Source organism: Pseudomonas sp. MF5691 (assembly GCF_016405645.1).
Lineage (GTDB): Bacteria > Pseudomonadota > Gammaproteobacteria > Pseudomonadales > Pseudomonadaceae > Aquipseudomonas > Aquipseudomonas shahriarae.
In genome coordinates this window covers 41,733-63,009 of the sequence record NZ_JAEKDC010000018.1, presented here as the reverse complement: position 1 = coordinate 63,009, position 21,277 = coordinate 41,733, and the positions used below count along the sequence as shown (strand labels likewise).

Genomic DNA, 21,277 nt, shown 5'->3' with positions numbered 1-21,277 from the left:
TCCCTATGCAGGACGATGAAGCAATACCGAGGGCATGGCAGCGTCCGCCACCTATCCGCGTACTTAAATCGGCACCTTCTACTGCATTGCAAACCTTCCTCGCCTGCTTATAATTAAGATCAATTCTTATCCGCATCTTGTAACTAGGAAGATCTAGGTGTCCTACCCTCAGTCGCCCGAATCCTCCCCCCAGGATGATATGCATGCGCTCTATCGCGACCATAGCCAATGGCTTCAGGGCTGGATTCGTCGGCGCCTAGGTGATGCAGATCGTGCGGCGGATATCACCCAGGACACGTTCTTGCGCCTGATCAGCAGCGCACTGCGCCAGCCATTGAGAGAGCCGCGCAGCTTCCTGGCCACGGTGGCCCGAAGGGTGATGATCGACCAATTGCGCCGACGCAACCTGGAGCAGGCCTACCTTGAGTTTCTGGGCAGCCAGCCGCTCCTCGAGGAGTGCTCCCCCGAACAGCGCCTACTGATGCTGGAAACCCTGATGCAACTGGATGCCATGCTCGACGGCCTGGGCCAGAAAGTGCGAGATACCTTCCTGTACGTACAGCTCGATGGCCTGAGCTACCCTGAGGTCGCGCAGCGCCTCGGGGTGTCCGTCAGCTCGGTGACCAAGTACATGGCCAAGGCGACAGAGCGGTGCCTGCTGTTCGCTTTCGATGCGCAACTATGAATCCTTCCGATCAACGCAAAGCCCTGCGCGAGGCGGCGCAATGGCATGCGCGCCTCCACGCGGCGCGTGACTGTGCGGATAACCGCAGGCAGTGGCAGGTCTGGCTCGATCAGTCGCCGTTGCACGGTTGGGCGTGGGAGCGCCTTGAGCGGTTGCAAGCAGATCTTGCCGGTGTTCCCGGTCCGCTGGCACGGCACACCCTTGTCGCAGGCCATGGGGAACTGGGGCGGCGTACGCTACTCAAGGGCCTGGTGCTGGGTCTTGGCGTTTCAGGGGCTGTCTGGACGGGTTATCGCCACTCGCCGGTTTGGTTGGCCGACGTGCGCACCGTCAAGGGCGAACGCCGCAGCCTGACCTTGGAGGACGGTACGCGGCTGACGCTCAATACAGATTCTGCCGTCGATATCCGCTACAGCGCAGACCAGCGGCTGATAGAACTGGTCGAGGGAGAGATTGCCGTTTACACCGCTAGCGACCCACGCCCGTTGCGCGTGCACACGGTGCATGGCCGAATGCGCGCCCTCGGTACCCGCTTCAACGTGCGCCTGCATGCAGACCGCACAGAGCTGATCGTCATCGAACACGCTGTCGCGGTGCACAACGCCGCAAGCGAACACGAAGTGCGGGTCGATGCTGGCATGGCCCTGACCTTCAACAGCGGGCCGCTATCCGAGCCCCGTGCGGCTGACCTTGCTAGCACTGAGTGGCGCGAAGGTCAGTTGGTGTTGGACGGCTGGCCGCTGCGCCGCGCTCTGGCCGAACTCCAGCGTTACCGCCCGGGCGTGTTGAGCTGTAGTGACGATGTGGCGCAGCTGCGTCTCGCCGGGGTGTACCCGTTGGATGACACCGACCGCGCACTGGTGGCAATCGCCGGGGCGCTAAAGCTGAAGGTCAATACCTGGACGCGCTATTGGGTCAGGCTCACCCCGGCCGCTTAAACAAAACGAATGAAAAAAATTCTCAGTTGCATTGTCGGATTGGCCACTCTCGTACGAGCTCTTCTGAAAACCGCCCAAACAGGCATTTTAAGGAGCTGTCATGTCTAGAGCGACAATCTACCCACACGCGCGCCGAAAACACCTCACCCCCCTGCTGCTTGGCAGCGCCATAGCGCTGCAGGTCGGGATGCTGGCCCCGCTGCTGTCAACGGATGCCCAGGCCCATGCCGAACAGGTCAGCCGCGTTTACGACATTCCCCCGGGGCCGTTGGTAGCAACCTTGAACCGCTTCGCCCGCGAGGCCGGGGTGCTGCTGTCGTTTGATGCGACGCTGACCCAGGGACAACAGAGTCGCGGGCTAAAAGGTCGCTTCAGCACCGAGCAGGGGTTTGCCCAACTGCTGGCTGGTAGCGGGCTGGAAGCTCTGCTGGTGGGTAACAATTGGGTGCTTGCGCCTCAGGCGCAGGCCGGTTCAGCGCTGCAACTGGATGCAACCAGCATCACCGGCCAAAGCTTGAGCGTCACCACAGAAGGCAGTGGTTCCTACACCACCGGCGCAACTGCCGCCGCCACACGCCTGGACCTGAGCCTGCGCAAGACTCCACAGTCAATCAGCGTAGTGACACGCCAGCAGATGGACGACCAGAACCTGCAAAGTGTTTCCGATGTCCTGAAGCAAACCCCTGGCATCACCGTCAACCAGGAAAGCTCCGAGGCCTTCACTTTCTATTCGCGCGGTTTCAAGCTGGATAACTTCCAGTTCGATGGCGTGCCCAGCCTGTCCTCGGACGGCGGCTCATTGCGCGACAACTACAGTATCGGCAACAGCCTGATCTATGACCGAGTCGAAGTGCTCAAGGGTGCGACCGGCCTGGTCAACGGCTCCGGCAATCCTTCGGGGGTCATCAACCTGGTGCGCAAGCGCCCGACTGCCGAGGCGCAGGGCCATATCAGTGTCGGCGCAGGCTCCTGGGATAAATACCAGGCCGATTTTGACTTCGCCGGGCCGTTGACCGACAGCGGCAATATCCGTGGCCGCATGGTCGCGGGTACGCAGTCGCAGCGCAGTTATGTCGATTACCTGACCGGCGAACAAAATACCTTCTACGGTGTGCTGGAAGCCGACTTGAGCGAGAAAACCCTGCTCACACTCGGCCATGACGTACAGAAAAACTATGACAACGGCAGCACCACCGGTGCCCTGCCCGCGTTCTTTATGGATGGCCGCAGGGCCAAGTTCGATCGTGACACCAACGCTGCCGATCGCTGGACCTGGCGCAATCAGGAAACCCAGCGCACTTTCGTGGAGTTGGCCCACAGCTTCGACAACGACTGGGTCCTCAAGGGGGTCGCCAGCAGCCGCGACTACCGTTCGAGGGAGCTGATCTCGGGCATCAGCAGTGAGGCCATTCAGGCCGACGCAAGCATCTCCCACGGCTTCATCGCCGGCAACGTCGACCGCGCCAGCGGCTATGTGAACAACAGCGGCACCGCGAGCAAGTTCAACACTACCAGCAAGGAAAAAGGCCTGGACCTGTATGCCCGCGGCCCGTTTTCGCTGGGTGGTCGCATGCACGAAGCCGTATTCGGCTACAGCATCGCCCATACCGAATCCACGTCCAAGCGCCACGACGGGGTTACCAATGGCATCATCAACGATGTATTCCAATGGGATGGCTATGGCGATACACCGAGGGACTTCGAATGGTGGTCGACCTTCAATATCGAAGCACGGCAGAAAGTCGGGTTCGCGGCCACCATCCTTAAACCGACCGACGCGCTGGCAGTGATCCTGGGCGCCCGTATCGTCGACTACAAATGGGACATCGACACGATCAACGCCATCGGTCGCCGCCTTCCGGCCAGCGCCACCAACTCCAGCGAAATCGTGCCTTATGCCGGTATCACCTACGATCTGGACGCCTACCACACGGCCTACGCTAGCTACACCGACATCTTCAAACCGCAGGCCTACAGCCTCGGCCCGGACGGTAAACCTATCGACCCACTCTCCGGCGAAAGTTATGAGGTCGGCATCAAGGGCGCCTACTTCGACAACCGCCTAAATGCCAGCATGGCGCTGTTCGAGCTCAAGCAGGACAACTTCGCCGTACCCACCGGCGGTAGCACACCGAGCGGTAGCAGTGCCTATCGAGCAGAGAAAGGCGTCACGACTCGCGGCGTCGAGCTGGAGGTGAACGGCGAACTGATGAATGACCTGCAGGTGATGGCAGGCTACACCTTTGCCGAGTCCCATAACGCGGATGACCGGCGCGTGGCCACCAACCAGCCGCAGCACCTGCTCAAGATGGCAACCAACTACCGCTTGCAGGGCGATTGGCACAAATTCACCGTGGGCGGCAATGCCTACTGGCAGAGTTCGACGTTCTTTAAGCCAAGCGACGAGGATTGGTACGAGATCAAAGACCCCACCGCCAAATTCGAGCAGAAGTCTTACGCACTGGTGGGGCTGGTTGGCGGCTATGATGTCACCCGCGACCTGAAGGCGACTCTCAACGTCAACAATCTGTTCGACAAGCACTACTACAGTGGTATTGGCAATTACGGCACAGTGTTCTGGGGGGCGCCGCGCAACGTGATGTTCAATGTGAAATACAGCTTCTAGGCGGTTTCTCGGTAGTACGCTTACCCCCTGGGCCAAGGCGCCGGGGGTACGACGAGTACGTTCAGGCCTGGGAAAATTTAGCTCAAGCGCTTGAGGCCACGCCGAAAACACTTTTGAATCGCCCCTTATTTCATCGACGCGTTCAATTGTCTGACTTTTGCCAATTAGCCTGTTCTGAATGACGGAAGCGGGTCATAAGCCGCCTGACCCGATCGGCGGCTTTTGGCCGATTCTGTTGAAAAAGTCGGATTTTCAGATCGCCTGAACTCAGGCACGACCACCACCGGAGAACCTACTCACCACATTGAGTGGTTTTTCGGCCCTTCGGTGACCTTTGCTGCTCTGTTATTGGGTTAATTTGAGGTTTTTTGCTTGGTGCAGGCGCACCTATCCCGTGACTGGTGGCCCTTGAGATGAAAATTTGGCCAGCCGTCGCAGGTTCTGCACCGCAGCGGCCAGCGTGAATTCATCCGTCGCACCACTCATGCCACGTAGTCTCAGGCGATCCAATTTCAGGATGCGCTTGAGGTGGGCAAACAACATTTCGACTTTTTTACGTTCGTGGCGAGAGCGCTGATATGCCGGCGTTGCTGCAATGCGCCGAGCCACATCGCGAGCGGCTTCATGGACGCTGCGAGCGATCTTGCGGAACGAAGTGTTCGGGCAGCACTTGGCTTTCATCGGACACGTAGCGCAGTCGGTCTGCCGGGATCGGAAGATGATGGTGTTGGCTTTGGTGACATGTGAACGCTCATTCTTGAAGGCTCGCCATTCGCTGCGTAATGGGTTGCCGGCCGGGCAGCAGTATTCCTCAGTCTCTTCATGCCAGTGGAAATCGTTGCTCGAGAAACTGTCGTTCTTGCGCTCGGTTTTGTCCCATACCGGCACATGCGGCTCGATGTCCTTTTCCTCCACCATCCAGGCCAGCATCGGCGCTGTACCGTAAGCGGTGTCGCCAATGAGGCGTTCCGGCTTGATGTCGAACTGCGTTTCGACCCGATCAATCATCGTCTTGGTACTCTCGACTTCTGCGGTTCGATGAGCCGGTGTGGGTTCCACATCCATGATCACGCCGTACTCTGTATCGATCAGATAATTCGTGGAGTAAGCGTAGAAAGCTGGGCCTCCTGGAGCAGCGGTCCAGCGGGCTTTAGGATCAGTCAGCGACAGGCGCTTCGGTAGCGTTTCGGCCAGAGCCTCTTCATCGAGTGCCTCAAGGTACTCACGCACGGCGCGGGTGCTCAGAGATGGATCGCTCCAGTTGACCTGTTCATCTCCCGGTACGCCGCGCTGCCGACTCGCATCTGCTTTGATAATGCTGGCGTCCACTGCAAAGCCTTCGCCCTTGACCAGACCGGCGTCCATGCAGCGACGCAGCACTTCATTGAACAACCAGCGAAACAGATCACTGTCCCGAAAACGGCCGTGTCGATTTTTGGAAAACGTCGAGTGATTGGGTACTTCATCTTCAAGGCTCAACCGGCAGAACCAGCGATACGCCAGGTTCAAATGGGCCTCTTCGCACAACCGCCGTTCGGAGCGGATGCCATAGCAGTAGCCGACGATCAGCATGCGGATCATCAGTTCAGGATCAATCGACGGACGCCCAATCGGGCTATAGAAATCGGCGAGGTAATGGCGCAGGTCGCTCAGATCAAGACACCGATCAATGTTGCGTAGAAGGTGAGTGGCTGGGATGTGATCTTCAAGGTTGAACGAGTAAAACAGCCGCTCCTGCCCACTCGATAACTGTCCCATCATGTTGCGTGCTTCCCTGCTGGCCAATGCGGAGATTTTGCCGGAGGCCAGCCAGGGGAGCTACTTTTTCAACAGAATCGGCCAGAAGCGGTCATCTAAGTTGCGCGCTCTCCGGAATGACTTAGGCCTCGACGTTAAACCTGCTCAACAATGCGGCACCGTCAGTGACACCAAGAATCTGATCGATTGCAGCGATTTTAAAGCTTGCCTTGGCGATCTGAAAATCTGCGTTGTTGTATGCAGCCTCCGCCTCATTGTGGAGCGCATAGGCCATATGTGCCGCGACACGGACACTCATAGGAGCATCTACATCTCTGCCCAGGTAATCGGCAAGCAATGTCCTGATCTCAAGCAGTGCGAGCGCGAGTAGCTTGGTCTGGTCAGTCTGCATAAAGTGATCCCGGATTCTAAAAGCGAGAGTGCTAGCGGATTCGTGAGGTTACATAAACTCTTGGTCAGTCAAAAGCGGACGCTAATGAACGGGAATGCTTAACTATTAACCGATTAAAGACCTGATGCCCACAAATTCGTATCCTTAATGTAGAACTTGTCACTTTTCTCCTTTGCCCGTGTTGAGCTACTGGCACTCGGCTCAAGACTCGTGGATTACATACGACGAGGGACGGCCTGCGACACAGGTGGCGTAAAAAATTTATCATTTGTATCGCCCACTTCTAGTTAGGTGTTGAGACTATGCGCATCCAAGATCATAAATTGGCGTGGCGCTGGACCGATCCAGCGTATGCCGTGTTGCCAAATAAAGTCCTCGCGCAAATGCACTCAGTGACCTCCGATGAGGCGAAGGCGTTGTATAAGCGGGCGCAAGGGTTCATGGGTAATCACGGCCTGAGCACCGAGCTACGTCCTGAAATGGTCAGCGCCGAAGAGGCCGCATCGGAGGCCGGTTCCAATTGGCTGAAGCAACATCAGCCACATTTAGAGCAGCCAGTATCGCTTTCTTGGGATTCAGAGACCGCGCTGCGTACAACCTGGGGAGTGTTCATTTCATACTGGCCGGAGTTCTGCTATCCGGCTTCAGACGATCTGGTCGTGTTTCCAGAGTCAGAGGCGTGGATGCTCTTGTACCATCATGAGCGTGAGTTTCACTTTGGTAGACGAGCCGCCAAAGCCTAGCCAGTTGTTCCAACTGAGTACTCCGCCGCCGCTTTACTCCAACGCAGGATTCCACGCATGCATCACATGAAAAAGGCAATTGTTGTACTGGCAATCACGGGCCACATCGCAGGGTGCCAAACCTCCAGGCCGCCAAGCTCCTTTGAACAAACTCTGGCCAAAGTCCAATGCATACTTTTTGAGGGCGTAAAAAGCCCCACTGCAGAAGATGTTCAATACATTCGTAAAGCCAGCGATGACGGCAATGTGCGTTGTAAGATCGCGCTCGGCGGTTTGTACGAATCCGGCCGTGGCGGTCTGCCACAAGATTTTGGCAGGGCCAAATCGCTCTATGAATCCGTCGCTGCCGTAGATGGCGTCGGTAACGAGAGACTGGCGCGCATGGCCGAAGAGGGGCATGGGCAAGCACGCAACGACGTGGAAGCGCGACGGCTTTATCAGTTGGCGCTGACCAACAGCGACAGCGATAAAAGTAAACTCGCATTGGCCAGATTGATGGAGGAAGGCCGCGGTGGCCCGCAGGATTTGTTCGGGGCAATGATGTATTACGTGGAAGCCAGCCAACATTCCGGCGATGTTGCCTGGAAGGGCATTCAGCGGATCCGCTCTCAAGGGTTGGTGCTGACGGCTGCACAGACACAGCGCTACAACGACGTCTGGAGCGATACCAGCCGCAAGAGTCTAAACCGTACGACATTGGACATCGAGATTGCCTTGAACAAGCAATTCAAACGCGGCAGCGCCAGCAAACCGGTGACGCTGCAAGTGCAAGGCAAGCCGGGTTCAAATGTGCCGAAAATCGCATTGATAGAAAGCTCGGGCAACGCCGACGTAGACCAGGCCGTCGTCAAGGCATTCGGTAAATACCGCATTCCTGCCGAACCAACATTGCAAGCAGGCCAGGACTCCTGGTCTTCCGAGCGGTCCATCAAAGTCGGCTTGAATTGAAGCGCTAGCGCCGTTTGCCTAGACCGAAAAGGAGACGGATTTATTTGTTTCTTAAGTCCGCTGTCGCTTAAATGAACCCGCCTTCTTTTGTCTTTAGGTTGATGTCGCTCGCTTGTGCATGAAGCTGGAAAAGGCGTTCTGCGGGAAAGGGGGCCGGGGTGGATGTTGACGCATAATGCCCGGCCGCTCCTTTTACTTCGCTGTAGAGACTTCTTTTGCGTAGGCCTGACAGGCTCGCCGCGCGATCAATCCTTGATCGCCGCTGTCGGTAATGGCGATAATTCGTTGAGCATGCGCTGGGGCAAGTTGGGCTCGACGGGCTGCATGAACCACGCCGACGCCGCCGGTGGTGGCAGGCACGTTGAAGCCACTGGCTGAATCCGTGGCCTCGAGAAGGACTGACAGCCGCACATCAGCAGTAGCAAGGCGGTCACGCAGGAGAGCCTGGTTGCGTTGAGCATCGGAAAGTTCTCGGGTGTGTTGCTGATCGGATGTGGCCAGCGTCTGCTCCAGGGCCAGGCGCCCGCCCTGCTCAACGCTCACCTGCTTGGCGGCGGCCGCGCTGACGGCAGCCAGCTCGCCCTGGCGCAGGCCGACCTGCTCGGACAACCTCTTGCCCGTGCGCCATTCCTGCACCTGCCAGGCGGAGCCGGCGGCGCTGGCCATCAGCACCATCAGCCCGGCCAGCTTCTGCACGGGCGTCATCACGGCACATCCTTGAAAAAAACGTGATGCCCGAAGCGCAACGTCTGCTTGGCCTTCGCCGCCCAGGCAGGAGCCTTGGGCATCGTGGTTGCGTAGTAGTGCGTGGCCCCGCCGGTTGGATCCGGTATTGATCAGCTCCGCTTCGCTCCGGACGCCATGGACGAAAAGATCAAGGCTGCCGAGGCAACGCCAAAACGCGAGGTTTGGCGAGTCTGTCGTGGCAGCGTATGCGTGGGCAACTACCCAGAGGATCAGTACGAAAAAGCAGCCGACCACCTGCTGCGCATCTTCAAACCGAAATTCATGGAAGAGGCAGCGGGCTACGTGAAGAAGCCCTACGGCACCGAGACGTTCCGCCGCGAACTGCCAAGCATCGAGATCAATGCGAGTTACCCAGTTCGAATACGATACCGAGTGGCTCCCCTCCAAATCCTAAACCACCTTCTGCTGCCCAGCGCAGCAAGAACGGGGATGCGCGTGTCTCAACAAATGCTGCGTAACAGGTGGGACGACGCCCGAGAAGCTGCTCGCTCCTTGGCCGCCAGTGAGGGACGAGTTGATGACGCGGAGAGGATCCAACAGTTTCAGTTCAAGGATATCCGACCGAAGGCGGCATCCGAAATTACTGATATCGCAGACGCCAGCCTCCTGCTCGGGCACTCGGAGCAGGAGATCACCAAGCGCGTTTACAGGCGCATCGGTGCGGTCGCGCAGCCTTCAAAATGAGATAGTTTCGGAACTCCACTCTCTAAAGTTTCGGAACTCCAGCACTTTCCTACAGGCAATAAAAAACCCCGTAGACGTTAATCTACGGGGCTTCTAAGAGTGGAGGCCGAGGTCGGAATCGAACCGGCGTAGGCGGATTTGCAATCCGCTGCATAACCATTTTGCTACTCGGCCTCAAACGATCAATGCCCAAACCACTGACATTCACCGCATATAAACTTGAGTGGGCTATGTGAAGCTTGCCTCTACTCTATCTCATTGAAAACATTGAAGTTTTTTATGCTTCAGTGCGTTCGATGGCGGCAATTATGTACTGATTTGCCGGGGCTGGCAAGCCCTTGATTTCAAAAAATATTCTTCCGTGGAGCAGAACAGGGGCGGTTGGCCCCTGCTCTGCCTGGGCTTAGTAGCCCAGGGACAGTCCGGTATTGCGCCGTGGGTCGTTGGCGCCGTAGAAGCGGTTGTTGCCCACGGGCTTGCCGTCCAGGGACGGGGCGCCGACGAGGATGGCGGCCAGGTGGTTGGCGTCTTGGGGGCCGGCGAATTTATGGCCCCAGCTTTCGAGGATTTTCTGGGTGTCGGGGCTCAGGGCGAAGGTTTCGAGGTTGGTGGTGTCGGGCATCCATTGTTGGTGGAAACGTGGGGCGTTGACGGCTTCCTGGATGTTCATCTTGTAGTCGATGACGTTGAGGATGGTCAGCAAGGTGGCGGTGATGATGCGACTGCCGCCCGGTGTGCCGATGACCATCACGGCCTTGCCGTCCTTGGTCACGATGGTCGGGCTCATGGACGACAGGGGTGCCTTGCCCGGGGCGATGGCGTTGGCTTCGCCCTGGACCAGCCCGTACATATTGGGCACGCCGACTTTGACGGTGAAGTCGTCCATTTCGTCGTTGAGGATGACCCCGGTCTTGCTGGCCATGACGCCGGCGCCGAACCAGTCGTTGAGGGTGTAGGTCACCGATACCGCGTTGCCCCATTTGTCGACGATGGAGTAATGGGTGGTGTTGCTGCCTTCATGGGGCGCAACGCCGGGTTTGATGGCCATGGAGTCGCCGGCTTTTTGCGGGTCGATGGCGGCGCGCAGTTTGGCCGCGTAGTCCTTGTCCAACAGGTGTTCCACCGGGTTCTGCACGAAGTCGGGGTCGCCCAGGTAGCTGTTGCGGTCGACGTAGGCGTGGCGCATGGCTTCGATCTGGTAATGGGTGCCTTGGGCCGAGCCGTAGCCCAGTTCGGCCATGGGGTAGCCTTCGAGGATATTCATGATCTGGCAGATCACCAGGCCGCCCGAGCTCGGTGGTGGTGCCGAGACCACGTGGTAGCCACGGTAGTCGCACTCGATGGGTGCCAGTTCGCGGGTCTGGTATTTGTCCAGGTCGGCTTGGGCGATGATGCCCTTGCCGGCCTGGCTGGAATCGACGATGGCCTTGGCCACCCAACCTTTGTAGAAGCCATCGGTGCCCTTGGCGGAAATTTCCCGCAGGGTCCGGGCCAGGTCTTTTTGCACCAGCTTCTGCCCGACCTGCAGCGGCTCGCCTTTATTGAGAAAGATGCCACGCAGGTCCTGGTCTTTTTTGAACTCTTCGGTGGCGCTGTGCAGCATGTCGATATCGCCCTGGTCGAGGGCAAAGCCGTCTTCCGCGAGCTTGATCGCCGGTGCGATCACTTGGGCACGTTTGAGGGTGCCGTATTTGCTCAGGGCCAGTTCCATCCCGGAGACTGTGCCGGGCACGCCGACCGCCAGGTGGCCCTTGGCGCTGAGGCCGGGGACGACATTGCCGTCCTTGTCCAGGTACATGTCGGCAGTGGCCGCCAGCGGCGCTTTTTCACGGAAGTCGAGGAAGGTCTTGCGCCCGTCCGCCAGTTGCACGGTCATGAAACCACCGCCGCCGAGGTTGCCCGCAGCCGGGTAGACCACCGCCAGGGCGTACCCCACCGCCACTGCCGCGTCCACGGCGTTACCGCCAGCCTTCAGCACGTCCACCCCCACATGGGTGGCCAGATGCTGGGCCGTCACCACCATGCCGTTTTCGCCGGCCACCGGGGCCTGGGAGGCGGCCTGCACGCCACTGAATGTCAGGACCAGGGCCGTCGCTATCAAGGTTCGGGTAAGGGGTTGGTAGTTCATCCGTGGATACTCTGTTTATTAGAAGCATTAAACGTAGCTTCTTTCGCACGGCAACCCCAGTCAGGTGGCGCGTTTCAGACAGAGCGTGTCGGTGACGGAATGCTATATTCGCCCCGCCCTCCTCATTGCCCTGAGACACACCGATGCCCACGGTCGCCGACCCGATTCACGCGCTGTACCACAAGATCACCTGGAAGCTGATCCCGTTCCTGTGCTTCTGCTACCTGGCTGCCTACCTGGACCGCATCAACATCGGTTTTGCCAAGTTGCAGATGCAAGACCAGCTGCAGTTCAGCGAAACCGCGTTCGGCCTGGGCGCCGGCCTGTTTTTTGTCGGCTATATCCTGTTTGAAGTACCCAGCAACCTGATCCTGGAGCGCGTCGGCGCGCGGATCTGGATTGCGCGCATCATGATCACCTGGGGCCTGCTGTCGGCTTGCACGTTGCTGGTCACCTCCACCACGCAGTTCTATGTGCTGCGGTTTTTGCTGGGCGTCGCCGAAGCCGGGTTCCTGCCGGGGGTGTTGTATTACCTGACCACCTGGTTCCCCACCCATCGCCGGGGCCGGGTGATTGCGCTGTTCATGATCGGCCTGCCGCTGTCCAGTGTGATTGGCGGGCCGTTGTCCGGCTGGATCATGGGCCACTTCGACCAGATCGGTGGCCTGCGCGGCTGGCAGTGGCTGTTCCTGCTTGAAGCCTTGCCCAGCGTGCTGTTGGGGGTATTGGCGTTCTGGGTGTTGCCCAATACCTATCACCAGGCCAAATGGTTGTCAGCCGCCGAAAAGACCCTGCTGCAACAGCAGTTGCAGGCCGATGACAGCCAGGCCAGTCAAAGCCCACGGCGTTTTCGCGAAGGGTTCTTCAACCTCAAGGTGTGGATGCTTGGCGGGATCGACTTTTCGATCCTGCTCAGTGCCTACGCCATGGGTTTCTGGATGCCGACCCTGATCCGCAACGCGGGGATCAGCGACACCTTCCATATCGGCCTGCTCACCGCCCTGCCCAGTGTGGCCGCGCTGGCCGGCATGCTGCTGATCGGCGCCAGCTCCGACAAACACCGCGAGCGCCGTTGGCACATTATCGTGCCGTTTGTGGTGGGCGCCGTGGCCATGGCCGGCAGCACGTTCTTCACCCATAACGTGGTCGCCACCGTGGCCCTGTTTGCCGTGGCCTCGGCAGCAATCCTCGGCGCCGTACCGGTGTTTTTCAGCCTGCCGGCGACCTTCCTCACCGGCACCGCGGCGGCCACCGGCTTTGCCCTGGCCTGCTCCCTGGCGAATATCGCCGGGCTGGTCAGTAACTCGTTGATGGGCCTGGCGATAGATATCACCGGCAGCAGCGCCGGGGCCATGTGGTTCTTTGCCGCCAGCTTGCTGCTCAGTTGTTTGTTGGTGATTGCGTTGCCGGCGAAATTGGTCAACCGCTAGGAGCGAGCACGAAGCTATACACCCCTGTGGGAGCGGGCTTGCTCGCGAAAGCAGTGGGTCAGTCAACATCAATGCTTGCTGGGCCGACGTCTTCGCGGCGATGCGGCGATCCGACAAGCCCGCTCCCACATTTGATCTTCACTGCTTTGAGCATTGCGTTCGCTTAACTGATCGGCGTTAGGGCAAGCCCGCTCCCACAGGGGGGCTCAATGACCGCTATGGCCCATGCCATTCGGCTGCTGCAACAGAGCCAGGTCAATCTCCTCGAAACGCAGCACCCGCCCGCCGGTATCGGCCGCGATTTTCTGCGCCACCGCCTGCTCGGCAAACGAGGCCAGCACCACGCCCATGGCGCCCTTGAGCCCGGTGCCGAGCACGTAGTAGGCGGTCTTGGCGTCGATCAGATGGGCATCGTCCGGGGTATCCCAATGGCTGCGCCCCATGTCATGCACATACAGCTTGGACTGGGCATGATGGTTTTCCGGCTGCAACCACCAGCCGAGCATTTCTGCCGTAGAGCAAAACTTCTTCGCCGCGCCCTGCTCCACCACCTCGCCCTTGGGCCCCGGGAACTCGCTGATCACCATGCCACACACATGGCACTCATCAGCCGGATGGAACGCCACCGGCCCGTCACCTACCCCCGCCGCCACCGGTTTGTCACAACCGACCAACAGCAGGCTCAACAGTAAAACCAACCCCATCTTCATGTTTACATGCTCCACCGATAAAAAATTCATGCCGCGCGCCGGCCGAACAGCCAGTAGGCCCAGGCCAATGGCCCGGCGACCCACGCGGCCAAGCACAGCCACAACGCCGCCTCCGGCACCGCCAGGTCTGCGCCCAGGGCCATCACGCCCATGGACGCGGGGCCGGCATCGAAACCCGACAGGTTGATCAGGCGGTACACATCCGCCGGGTTGAACAGCAACAGCCAGGGCAGCAGCGTCGGGCTGAACTGGCCTTCGCTGAGCACCAGCAGCGCCAGCAACGCCAGGTCGAAGACCAACACAAAAAAGAACCACACCCCCAGGGCCAAGCCGGCCGCCGTGGATTTCTCCGCCGAGACGCTGCTCAACACATACGCCAGCCCCAAAAAGCCCCAGCCAAGCAACGTCGAGGTCAGCATGAAGCGGCCAAAGGCCCAGAGCAGTAGGCTGAACTCGACGTCATCCACCAGCAGCGCGATGGCGAGCATGGCGCAGCCGAATCCGATAAAGGTCGCCAGCGCCAGGATCAACCCGTGCCCGACAAACTTGCCGAGCAGGATCTGCCCGCGCCCCAGGGGATAGGTGAGCAATAGCAGCAAGGTGCCGCTTTCGTCCTCGCCGACAATCGCGTCATAGGCCAGCAGCAGCGCAATCAACGGCATCAGGAAGGTCGCCAGGCTGGCCAGGCTGGCGATGGTCGCCGGGATCGAGGTAAAGCCCAGTTGCCCGGACGCCGCGGCCCCGAGCCAGGCAATGCCGATGGCCAGCACCGCAAACAGCAGGCTGATGGCCAATAACCAACGGTTGCGCAGGCCATCGCTGAATTCTTTGCGGGCCATGTTCCAGATTGGCGTCATTGGGTACGCTCCACAGGGCTGTCCATGTAATGGCGATACAGGTCTTCCAGGGACGGCACGACAATTTCCACATCGCTGGGGCTGTCCTGGTCGAGCAACTGGCGCAGCAGGTCCAATTTATTGCCATTCAACGCCGCCACTTGCAGCCCTTCCGCGCCCCAGCGCTGGGTCACGTGGCCAGCCTCGCTCCAGCGTTTTTGCAAGTGCGCCGCACGTTGCAGGCCGCTGCTGCGGATCAGGGTGGGCAGCCCGGCCTCTTCGCGCAACGCCGCCAGGGTGCCGAGGGCCAGCAGACGGCCCTGGGTCAAGATGGCGGCGCGGTTGATATGGGCCTCCACACCGGGCAACACATGGGAGCAGAGAATGATGCTGGTGCCCTGCCCGCGCAGGCGGTCGAGCAAGCGATACAGGTCCTGGGTGGCAATCGGGTCGAGGCCCACGGTGGGCTCGTCGAGCAGCAGCAGGCGCGGCTCGCCAAGCAGGGCCTGGGCCAGGCCGAGGCGCTGGCGCATGCCCTTGGAATAGGTCTTGACCCGCCGCCGTGCCGCCACCGTCAGGCCGACGTCTTCGAGCAGGGTCTGGACCTGGCTCATCGGCGCGCCCTTGAGCCGGGCGAAATGCTGCAAGGTTTCCAGGCCGCTGAGTTGCGGGTAGAACGTGACGTTTTCCGGCAAGTAGCCGAGCATCTGCCGCACATGAGGGTCGCTGGGCGCGCGACCGAACACCCGCACCTGACCACTGCTTGCCTGCAACAAGCCGAGGATCAGTTTCATGCTGGTGGTCTTGCCCGCGCCGTTATGGCCGAACAGGCCCAGCACTTCCCCGGGCGCCAGGCTCAGGCTCAAGTCGTGCAGCACAGTGGCGTGCCCATAACGCTGGGTCACGCCTTCGATTTCGACAACGGGCATCATGCAGGCTCCTTGAGCAGGGAAAGCGTGGGGTCTTGCATCAGCGGATGGCTGTCCATCACCCCCGGCGACTTGATCACCGGAAACGCCCGCTGCACCCAGCGCAGCAACTCGATGCCGGGGCTGTTCATCAACAGGCGCACCTGGGGATACAACCACAGCAGGCGGTCGACGTTATCGTTGGGCTCGTAGGCCACATCCCCGAGGCCGTCGTTATTGCGGTCCCAGCCCAGGTAGTCGCTCCAGTAATTGCCGCGGCCATCTGCCGACCATTCCTGCAAGCGGGTGGCCACGTACTTGACCTGGCGCTGGTTGCCGACAAAGGCATTGTTGGCAATCCGGTTGTCTTCGGAGCCGGCCGTGAGGTGAATGCCCACCGCGCTGTGCCCGAAGTGGTTGTGTTCGATGCTGTTGAACAGCGAGTTGTAGATAAACAGCGCCTTGCCTTCGGCCCCGGTGATCATGGTGTCGCCGGTGGTGCCGTCGCGCACGTCGTTGACCACGTTGTCGCGCAAGGTGGAATAGGTGATGTAGTTCATCAGGATCCCGTAGTTCTGATCCTCCTCGGAGCGATTGCCGATTACCGTCAGCTTGCGGCTTTGCATCAGCGCATAGCCGGTGCGGGTGCGGCGAGTAATATTGCCGAGCACCTGGTTGTCGTTGGCGAACATGTAGTGGATGCCGTAGCGCAGGTCTTCCAGGGTGTTGCCTTGCAGCAGGTTGCCGTTGGAGGTGTCGATGTAGATGCCATCGCGGGCATCGCGCACCTGGTTGCCGATCACCCGCGCGCCTTTGACTGCGTACAGGTGGATGCCATTGCCCCGGTCCTGGGAGCGCATGGTCGGGTCGCCCTGGATCTGGTTGTCGATCACGCTCACATCCGCCGTGCCATCGACCCACACGCCAAAACCCTGGCCGCGCAGGCGGTTGTTCTTGATCAGGGTGCCGTGGGCCTTGGGCTGGATGAAGATGGCGGCGTTCATCGCGGTAAGGTCATGGCCCCAGTCGAGGAAGGTACAGCCCTCGACGGTGACGTCGGCAGCGTTGATCAGCAAGCCATTGCCCAGGCCCTGGCTGTGGATCACCGCACCGGGTTCGCAGGTCAGTTGCAGGGGTTGGTCGATGCTGAAGGAGCCCTGGTAGTCACCGGCAGGCAGGCGCCAGTGCTGCGGGCCTGCGGCGACCAAAGGCAGGTCGGTAATGGGCAGTACAGCAGCGCCGGCGGCGGCCGAAAATAGCAGCCACACACACCCAGTCCATAACGTGCGGGGTCGAGCCACGGAGTCTTCCTTTTGATCAAAGCCCAATCTGTGGAGCGACACAGATCTTGTGTGAGAGCTGGCTTGCCTGCGATGGCGGTGTACCAGCCACCAAAAACAGTGGCTGAACCGCCGCTATCGCGGGCAAGCCCGCTCCCACATTGGTTGGTGCTCGCCGTTAAGTGCGCTCGACCAACATCCGCCCCACCATCTCCATATGCAGCGCATGGCAGAACCAGCTGCAGTAGTACCAATGCAGCCCCGGTTTATCGGCAATGAAGGTGATGGAAGAGGTCTGCTGCGGGCTGATTTCCATGCTCACGCCATGGTTGGTCATGACAAAGCCGTGGGTCACGTCCTCGATCTGGTCGATGTTGGTGATGGTCACAGTGACCTCATCGCCATGCTTGACGGTGAACTCCGTCAGGCCATAGGTCGGCGCCATGGACGTCATGTACACCCGCACTTTCTTGCCGTCGCGGATCACCTTGTTATCGGTCTCCAGCTTGATCCCGTCCTTGGCCGCAATGGCCACGGTTTCGGCGAAGAAGGGGTCGTTGCGTTCCCAGATTTTCTTGGTCTTGATCTGGTCGCGCCGCGCCATCACACAGTCATGGGGTTCGGCGAAGGTCGGGCCGTCGTGGACCAGTTTCATTTCATCGCCCGAGATGTCGATCAACTGGTCGTTTTCCGGGTGCAGCGGGCCGGTCGGCAGGAAGCGGTCCTTGGAGAATTTGCTCAGGACCACCAGCCATTGGCCGTCGGCATCCCGGGTCTCGGTGAGCGAGGCATGGTTGTGGCCGGGTTGGTAGTGCACATCGAGCTTCTGCTTGATGTAGTTGACCTTCTCGCCGCCGTAGGCGCGGATGGCTTCGGCGATGTTCCACTTGACCACCTGGCTGTCGATAAACAGCGTGGTGTAGGCAAAGCCCCGGCCATCGTAAGTGGTGTGCAGCGGGCCCAGGCCCAGTTCCGGCTCGCCGACCACCACGCCGCGCGGGTCTTTGATCTTGTCGCTGAACAGGTCGTCGAGCTTGTCGATGGCAATGATGGTGCAGGTCGGCGACAGCTTGCCGTTGGCGATAAAGTACTTGCCGTCCGGCGAGGTGTTGCAGCCGTGGGGGTTCTTCGGCACCGGGATATAGCGGGTGAATTCGCTGTCCTTGCCATCATCGCCCTTGCGCCCGTCCACCACCGGCACCTTGACGCCGTCGAGGTTGATGAACTTGCCGGCCTTGATAGCCGCCTCGATGCGCGGGATGTTGAACACCACCACCCAGTCGCGCTCGTTGCGCATCATGCCGCCCAGGTCGGAGGCTTTCTCCGAGTTGTAGCAGGTGGCCGCCGCGTATTTGCCGGTGTAGTCCATGTCGGCGTTGTCGAGGTTGCCGTCAACGATGACCTGGAAGGCCATTTCCATCTTCTCGGCGTCGATCGCGTTGAACATGGTGAAGCTGTTCTTGTCCTGCAGGTCGAAGGTGTGGCCGTCATTGGGGTGCGGGATGATGAACTCGGCGTTGCAGAACACGTACTTGGTGTACGGCACCTTTTGCAGGCGCAGGCCGTGGATCGCCTGGGCGTTGGGCACGGTGACGATCTTGTCGCACTTCATGATGTCCAGGCGGATCCGCGCCACGCGGGTGTTGGCCTTGTCGTTGATGAACAGGTATTTGCCGTCGTAGCGGCCATCGGTGGTGGACAGGTGCGGGTGATGGCAATCGCCGTTCTGGTACTTGGCGCCCTCGCCCAGGATGCGCTTGCTCTCGTTGGTCAGGCCCCAGCCGGTGGCGGAATCGACGTTGAACACCGGGATACGCATCAGTTCACGCATCGACGGCACACCGAGTACCCGCACCTCACCCTGGTGGCCGCCGCTCCAGAAACCGTAGTACTGATCCAGCTCCCCTGGGCCCACATGGATCTTCGACTTGGCTTCTTTGGCCGCCGCCGCAAAGGACTCGCGGGTAAACACCGTACCACCGAGGGCCGAGGCCCCTGCCAGCACCGCGCCGGTGACTGCGCCGGTGCCCAGGAAGCCACGCCGGCTCATGCCTTCAGGTTCCGGGGTGGCCCCGGCTTTTTTCGATTCGCTGTCGTTCATGATGTGCTCCAGATGGGAAAAGTGAGTGCCCAAGGCCGTCATTCAGGCACCGCCACCTGCACCACCGGGATCAATTGCCCAGTGGCTGGTGCGGCCTTGTTGCGTTTCTTGCGCTTGTTGATCAGTGGCGGGCATTTGTGGTCGTTGTGCCAAGTCATCTGGCAATCCAGGCAGTAGTGGCATTCATTGGCGTTGATATGGCCGTCAGGGTGAATCGCCTGGATTTCGCATTCCTTGGCGCACAACTGGCACGGATCGCCACACTCTTTGCGCCGTTTGAGCCAGTCGAACAGCCTGAACTTGCTGGGGATCGCCAGCGCGGCGCCCAGCGGGCAGATGTAGCGGCAGTAGACTTTGCGCGTGAACAGGTTGATCACCAGCAGCGCCACCGCGTACAGCACGAACCACCACTGGCGGTCGAAATGCAGGGTGATGGCGGTCTTGAACGGCTCCACTTCGGCAAACCGCTCGGCGGTGGCCATCGACTCCAGCGACAAGCCAAACAGCCCCAGCAGGATCAAATACTTGATCGCCCACAGCCGCTCATGCACGGCAAACGGCAGCTCGAACTGGCGCACTTTGAGCCTGCGCGCCGCCTCATTGATCAGCTCCTGCAGCGCCCCGAACGGGCACAACCAGCCGCAGAACACACCTCGGCCCCACAGCAGGATGCTGGCGGCGGTGAATACCCAGAGCATGAAGATCAGCGGGTCGGTGAGGAACAGCTCCCAGCGGAACTGCTGGAACAGCGCATGCACAAAGGTCAGCACATTGACCACCGACAGCTGCCCCAGGGCGTACCAGCCGATAAACACCACGGTAAACAGCAGGTAGCCACGGCGTACCCAATGCAACAGGCGCGGACGCCGGGCCAGGCTGTCCTGCAAAAACAGAATCACCGTCAGCAGTACCAGGGCTGCGCCCAGGATCAGGATCTGCACGTGTTTCTGGTACCAGATCGTCAGCCACATCGGCCGATTCGCTTCGTCGATGGCAGCCTGCTCGGCGGCAGTCGGCAACGGGCGCTCCAGATACGCCTCGGGCATCTGGTAGGGCAACTCAAAACTGCTGAAGGTGCCGCTGACCGGGCCGGTCTGGCGCCGTACCAGCAGTTCCAGGGTCCAGGCCGAGCCAGGGTCGAACCCGGCCTGGGGGCGCACGATAAACACCGACATCTCGTCGAACTCGGGCATGCCCTCGGCGAACACGTCATACAGGCGCTGGTGGTCCATATCGCGGAAGCTGATGACATTGCCGAACTGGCGCAATTGCACCCGATCAAAAATCCCGCCGCGCACGTAGCCCGACCCCTTGAACGAAAACAACCCACGCCCCAGCACCGCAATGGCCTGCTCGCCGGGCTTGAGGCCCTGCATCAGCACCCGGTATTGCGCATCGCCCAACAGGTTGCGGCCGATGGTCGGCGCGTTGAGATCGGCCACATACAGGTCAATAAAGGTCTCGTCGGCCTGCCCCGGCGCCGCCACTTCCACGCCTTCGGCCTCGGTACCCTTGAAGGCCGCGTCCACTTGCCCGCGCGTCAGGTGCAGGCGGCGCACCGCGCCGTTGCCGGTCAACTGCGCCCAGTTGGCCGGCTCGAACAGGTCAGCGCGCACCAACGCGACTTTCTGCGCGGTACTGGCCTTGTCCTCGATCAGCTTGAGCGACACCGCCACCTCGTGGGCGGCGCGCATGATCACCTCATTGACCACCATGGCCGTGACAGTAGCGCCGGCCACCGCATCCACAGTCACCGCCTGGCTGTCGCTGGAGTGCCCCACCACCACCCGTTGCTTGACGTTGATCCCGCTATAGCGGGCGGTGAAGTCATGCAGCTTGGCCTCGGGAATGCCGATCAACAGAATCGGCTCGTGGTGCTCCAACACATAGGCATCACGGATCACCCCGGCCGGGTCGAGGATCACCTGGGTGTTGATCGGTTTGCCGGAATACGCCGGGATGTCCACCACGTCCAGGCTCTGGAACACATAGCCGATGACCGCGCCGTTGGCCGACAGCGTGCGCACCTTGAACTTGCCTTCGGCGGCGGAAATGGCGTCGGTCTGCGGGAAAATCTTGTCGATGCGCTGTTGTTCAATCGCGCCGTAGGACTTGGCCTGGGCCGGGCCGGCCAGGCTGAACAGCAGCACCAGGACAACCAACCAGGTGACGGGACTTGCGGCCAGGGTAGCGAGGGCCGAGGGCTTGGTGCGGTTCATGGGCTCACTGACTTCAACGGCCGGAATATGAAGTCGATGGTAGGTGGCAGCTGGCCAGTGAGCCCTTGATTGAAATCAAGTCTGGGGGCGGTGCGGCGTTTGGGCGCTGGGCGTTGCGCCCCCACTTAACAGTCTTTGACAGTTT

General features: G+C 60.3%; 16 protein-coding genes, 1 tRNA gene and 2 pseudogenes. 7 read left to right on the top strand and 12 right to left on the bottom strand.

Going from position 1 to position 21,277, the window contains the following annotated elements; translation table 11 throughout:
* Window positions 1–199 precede the first annotated feature (199 nt).
* From JFT44_RS21840 to JFT44_RS21830, 3 genes are all read left to right on the top strand, one after another.
* Complete coding sequence (locus tag JFT44_RS21840) at window positions 200–685, top strand: sigma-70 family RNA polymerase sigma factor (RefSeq protein ID WP_057959804.1); 486 nt, start codon at window positions 200–202, stop codon at window positions 683–685.
* Entirely contained in the window at window positions 682–1,623 is a 942-nt protein-coding gene (locus JFT44_RS21835) for a FecR domain-containing protein (protein ID WP_057442018.1), read from the top strand. Before JFT44_RS21840 ends, JFT44_RS21835 begins: the two co-directional genes overlap by 4 nt.
* Window positions 1,624–1,723: 100 nt before the next feature.
* Window positions 1,724–4,249 carry a TonB-dependent receptor gene (locus JFT44_RS21830; protein ID WP_057959806.1) on the top strand — a complete coding sequence of 842 codons (2,526 nt, stop codon included), beginning with the start codon at window positions 1,724–1,726 and terminating at the stop codon, window positions 4,247–4,249.
* A 387-nt stretch (window positions 4,250–4,636) separates the two neighbouring features.
* On the opposite strand, the gene JFT44_RS21825 is transcribed toward JFT44_RS21830, so the two are convergent.
* Both JFT44_RS21825 and JFT44_RS21820 read right to left on the bottom strand, forming a co-directional pair.
* On the bottom strand, window positions 4,637–6,010 hold the full coding sequence (locus tag JFT44_RS21825) for a transposase (RefSeq protein WP_198831125.1): 1,374 nt from the start codon (window positions 6,008–6,010) through the stop codon (window positions 4,637–4,639).
* Window positions 6,011–6,128: 118 nt separating this feature from the next.
* Window positions 6,129–6,398 carry a hypothetical protein gene (locus JFT44_RS21820; protein ID WP_115128046.1) on the bottom strand — a complete coding sequence of 90 codons (270 nt, stop codon included), beginning with the start codon at window positions 6,396–6,398 and terminating at the stop codon, window positions 6,129–6,131.
* A 302-nt stretch (window positions 6,399–6,700) separates the two neighbouring features.
* On the opposite strand from JFT44_RS21820, the gene JFT44_RS21815 reads away from it, so the two are divergent.
* On the top strand, window positions 6,701–7,141 hold the full coding sequence (locus tag JFT44_RS21815; protein WP_120732757.1) for a hypothetical protein: 441 nt from the start codon (window positions 6,701–6,703) through the stop codon (window positions 7,139–7,141).
* 57 nt (window positions 7,142–7,198) lie between these two features.
* Entirely contained in the window at window positions 7,199–8,089 is an 891-nt protein-coding gene (locus JFT44_RS21810; RefSeq protein WP_115128044.1) for a tetratricopeptide repeat protein, read from the top strand.
* A 192-nt stretch (window positions 8,090–8,281) separates the two neighbouring features.
* On the opposite strand, the gene JFT44_RS21805 is transcribed toward JFT44_RS21810, so the two are convergent.
* Complete coding sequence (locus JFT44_RS21805; protein WP_198831124.1) at window positions 8,282–8,794, bottom strand: lysis system i-spanin subunit Rz; 513 nt, start codon at window positions 8,792–8,794, stop codon at window positions 8,282–8,284.
* A pseudogene (locus JFT44_RS21800) lies at window positions 8,794–8,922 on the bottom strand (cell wall hydrolase); the annotation flags it as partial. The pseudogene JFT44_RS21800 and the gene JFT44_RS21805, both read right to left, overlap by 1 nt.
* Before the next feature lie 337 nt (window positions 8,923–9,259).
* Between JFT44_RS21800 and JFT44_RS21790 the strand changes: the two are divergent.
* Window positions 9,260–9,520, top strand: a pseudogene (locus tag JFT44_RS21790) (integrase); the annotation flags it as partial.
* Between the two features lie 100 nt (window positions 9,521–9,620).
* Here JFT44_RS21790 and JFT44_RS21785 read toward each other — a convergent pair.
* Window positions 9,621–9,694: transfer RNA gene (locus tag JFT44_RS21785), tRNA-Cys, on the bottom strand.
* Window positions 9,695–9,923: 229 nt separating this feature from the next.
* Entirely contained in the window at window positions 9,924–11,648 is a 1,725-nt protein-coding gene (ggt, locus tag JFT44_RS21780) for a gamma-glutamyltransferase (protein ID WP_057959811.1), read from the bottom strand.
* A gap of 143 nt (window positions 11,649–11,791) precedes the next feature.
* Between ggt and JFT44_RS21775 the strand changes: the two genes are divergently transcribed.
* Window positions 11,792–13,078: an MFS transporter gene (locus JFT44_RS21775; protein WP_169990501.1), complete on the top strand. Its 1,287-nt coding sequence runs from the start codon at window positions 11,792–11,794 to the stop codon at window positions 13,076–13,078.
* 206 nt (window positions 13,079–13,284) lie between these two features.
* On the opposite strand, the gene JFT44_RS21770 is transcribed toward JFT44_RS21775, so the two are convergent.
* From JFT44_RS21770 to nosR, 6 genes are all read right to left on the bottom strand, one after another.
* Window positions 13,285–13,818, bottom strand: a complete 534-nt coding sequence (locus tag JFT44_RS21770; protein WP_233098403.1) for a nitrous oxide reductase accessory protein NosL — start codon at window positions 13,816–13,818, stop codon at window positions 13,285–13,287.
* On the bottom strand, window positions 13,815–14,645 hold the full coding sequence (locus tag JFT44_RS21765; RefSeq protein WP_057439640.1) for an ABC transporter permease: 831 nt from the start codon (window positions 14,643–14,645) through the stop codon (window positions 13,815–13,817). The genes JFT44_RS21770 and JFT44_RS21765 overlap by 4 nt, the downstream gene beginning before the upstream one ends.
* Window positions 14,642–15,553, bottom strand: coding sequence for an ABC transporter ATP-binding protein (locus JFT44_RS21760; protein WP_057959827.1), 912 nt, complete (start codon window positions 15,551–15,553; stop codon window positions 14,642–14,644). Before JFT44_RS21760 ends, JFT44_RS21765 begins: the two co-directional genes overlap by 4 nt.
* Window positions 15,553–16,800, bottom strand: coding sequence for a nitrous oxide reductase family maturation protein NosD (locus tag JFT44_RS21755; RefSeq protein WP_198800164.1), 1,248 nt, complete (start codon window positions 16,798–16,800; stop codon window positions 15,553–15,555). The genes JFT44_RS21760 and JFT44_RS21755 overlap by 1 nt, the downstream gene beginning before the upstream one ends.
* A 190-nt stretch (window positions 16,801–16,990) precedes the next feature.
* Window positions 16,991–18,913, bottom strand: coding sequence for a TAT-dependent nitrous-oxide reductase (nosZ, locus tag JFT44_RS21750; protein ID WP_057439642.1), 1,923 nt, complete (start codon window positions 18,911–18,913; stop codon window positions 16,991–16,993).
* A 38-nt stretch (window positions 18,914–18,951) separates the two neighbouring features.
* Window positions 18,952–21,132, bottom strand: a complete 2,181-nt coding sequence (gene nosR / locus JFT44_RS21745) for a transcriptional regulator NosR (protein ID WP_198831123.1) — start codon at window positions 21,130–21,132, stop codon at window positions 18,952–18,954.
* Window positions 21,133–21,277 lie beyond the last annotated feature (145 nt).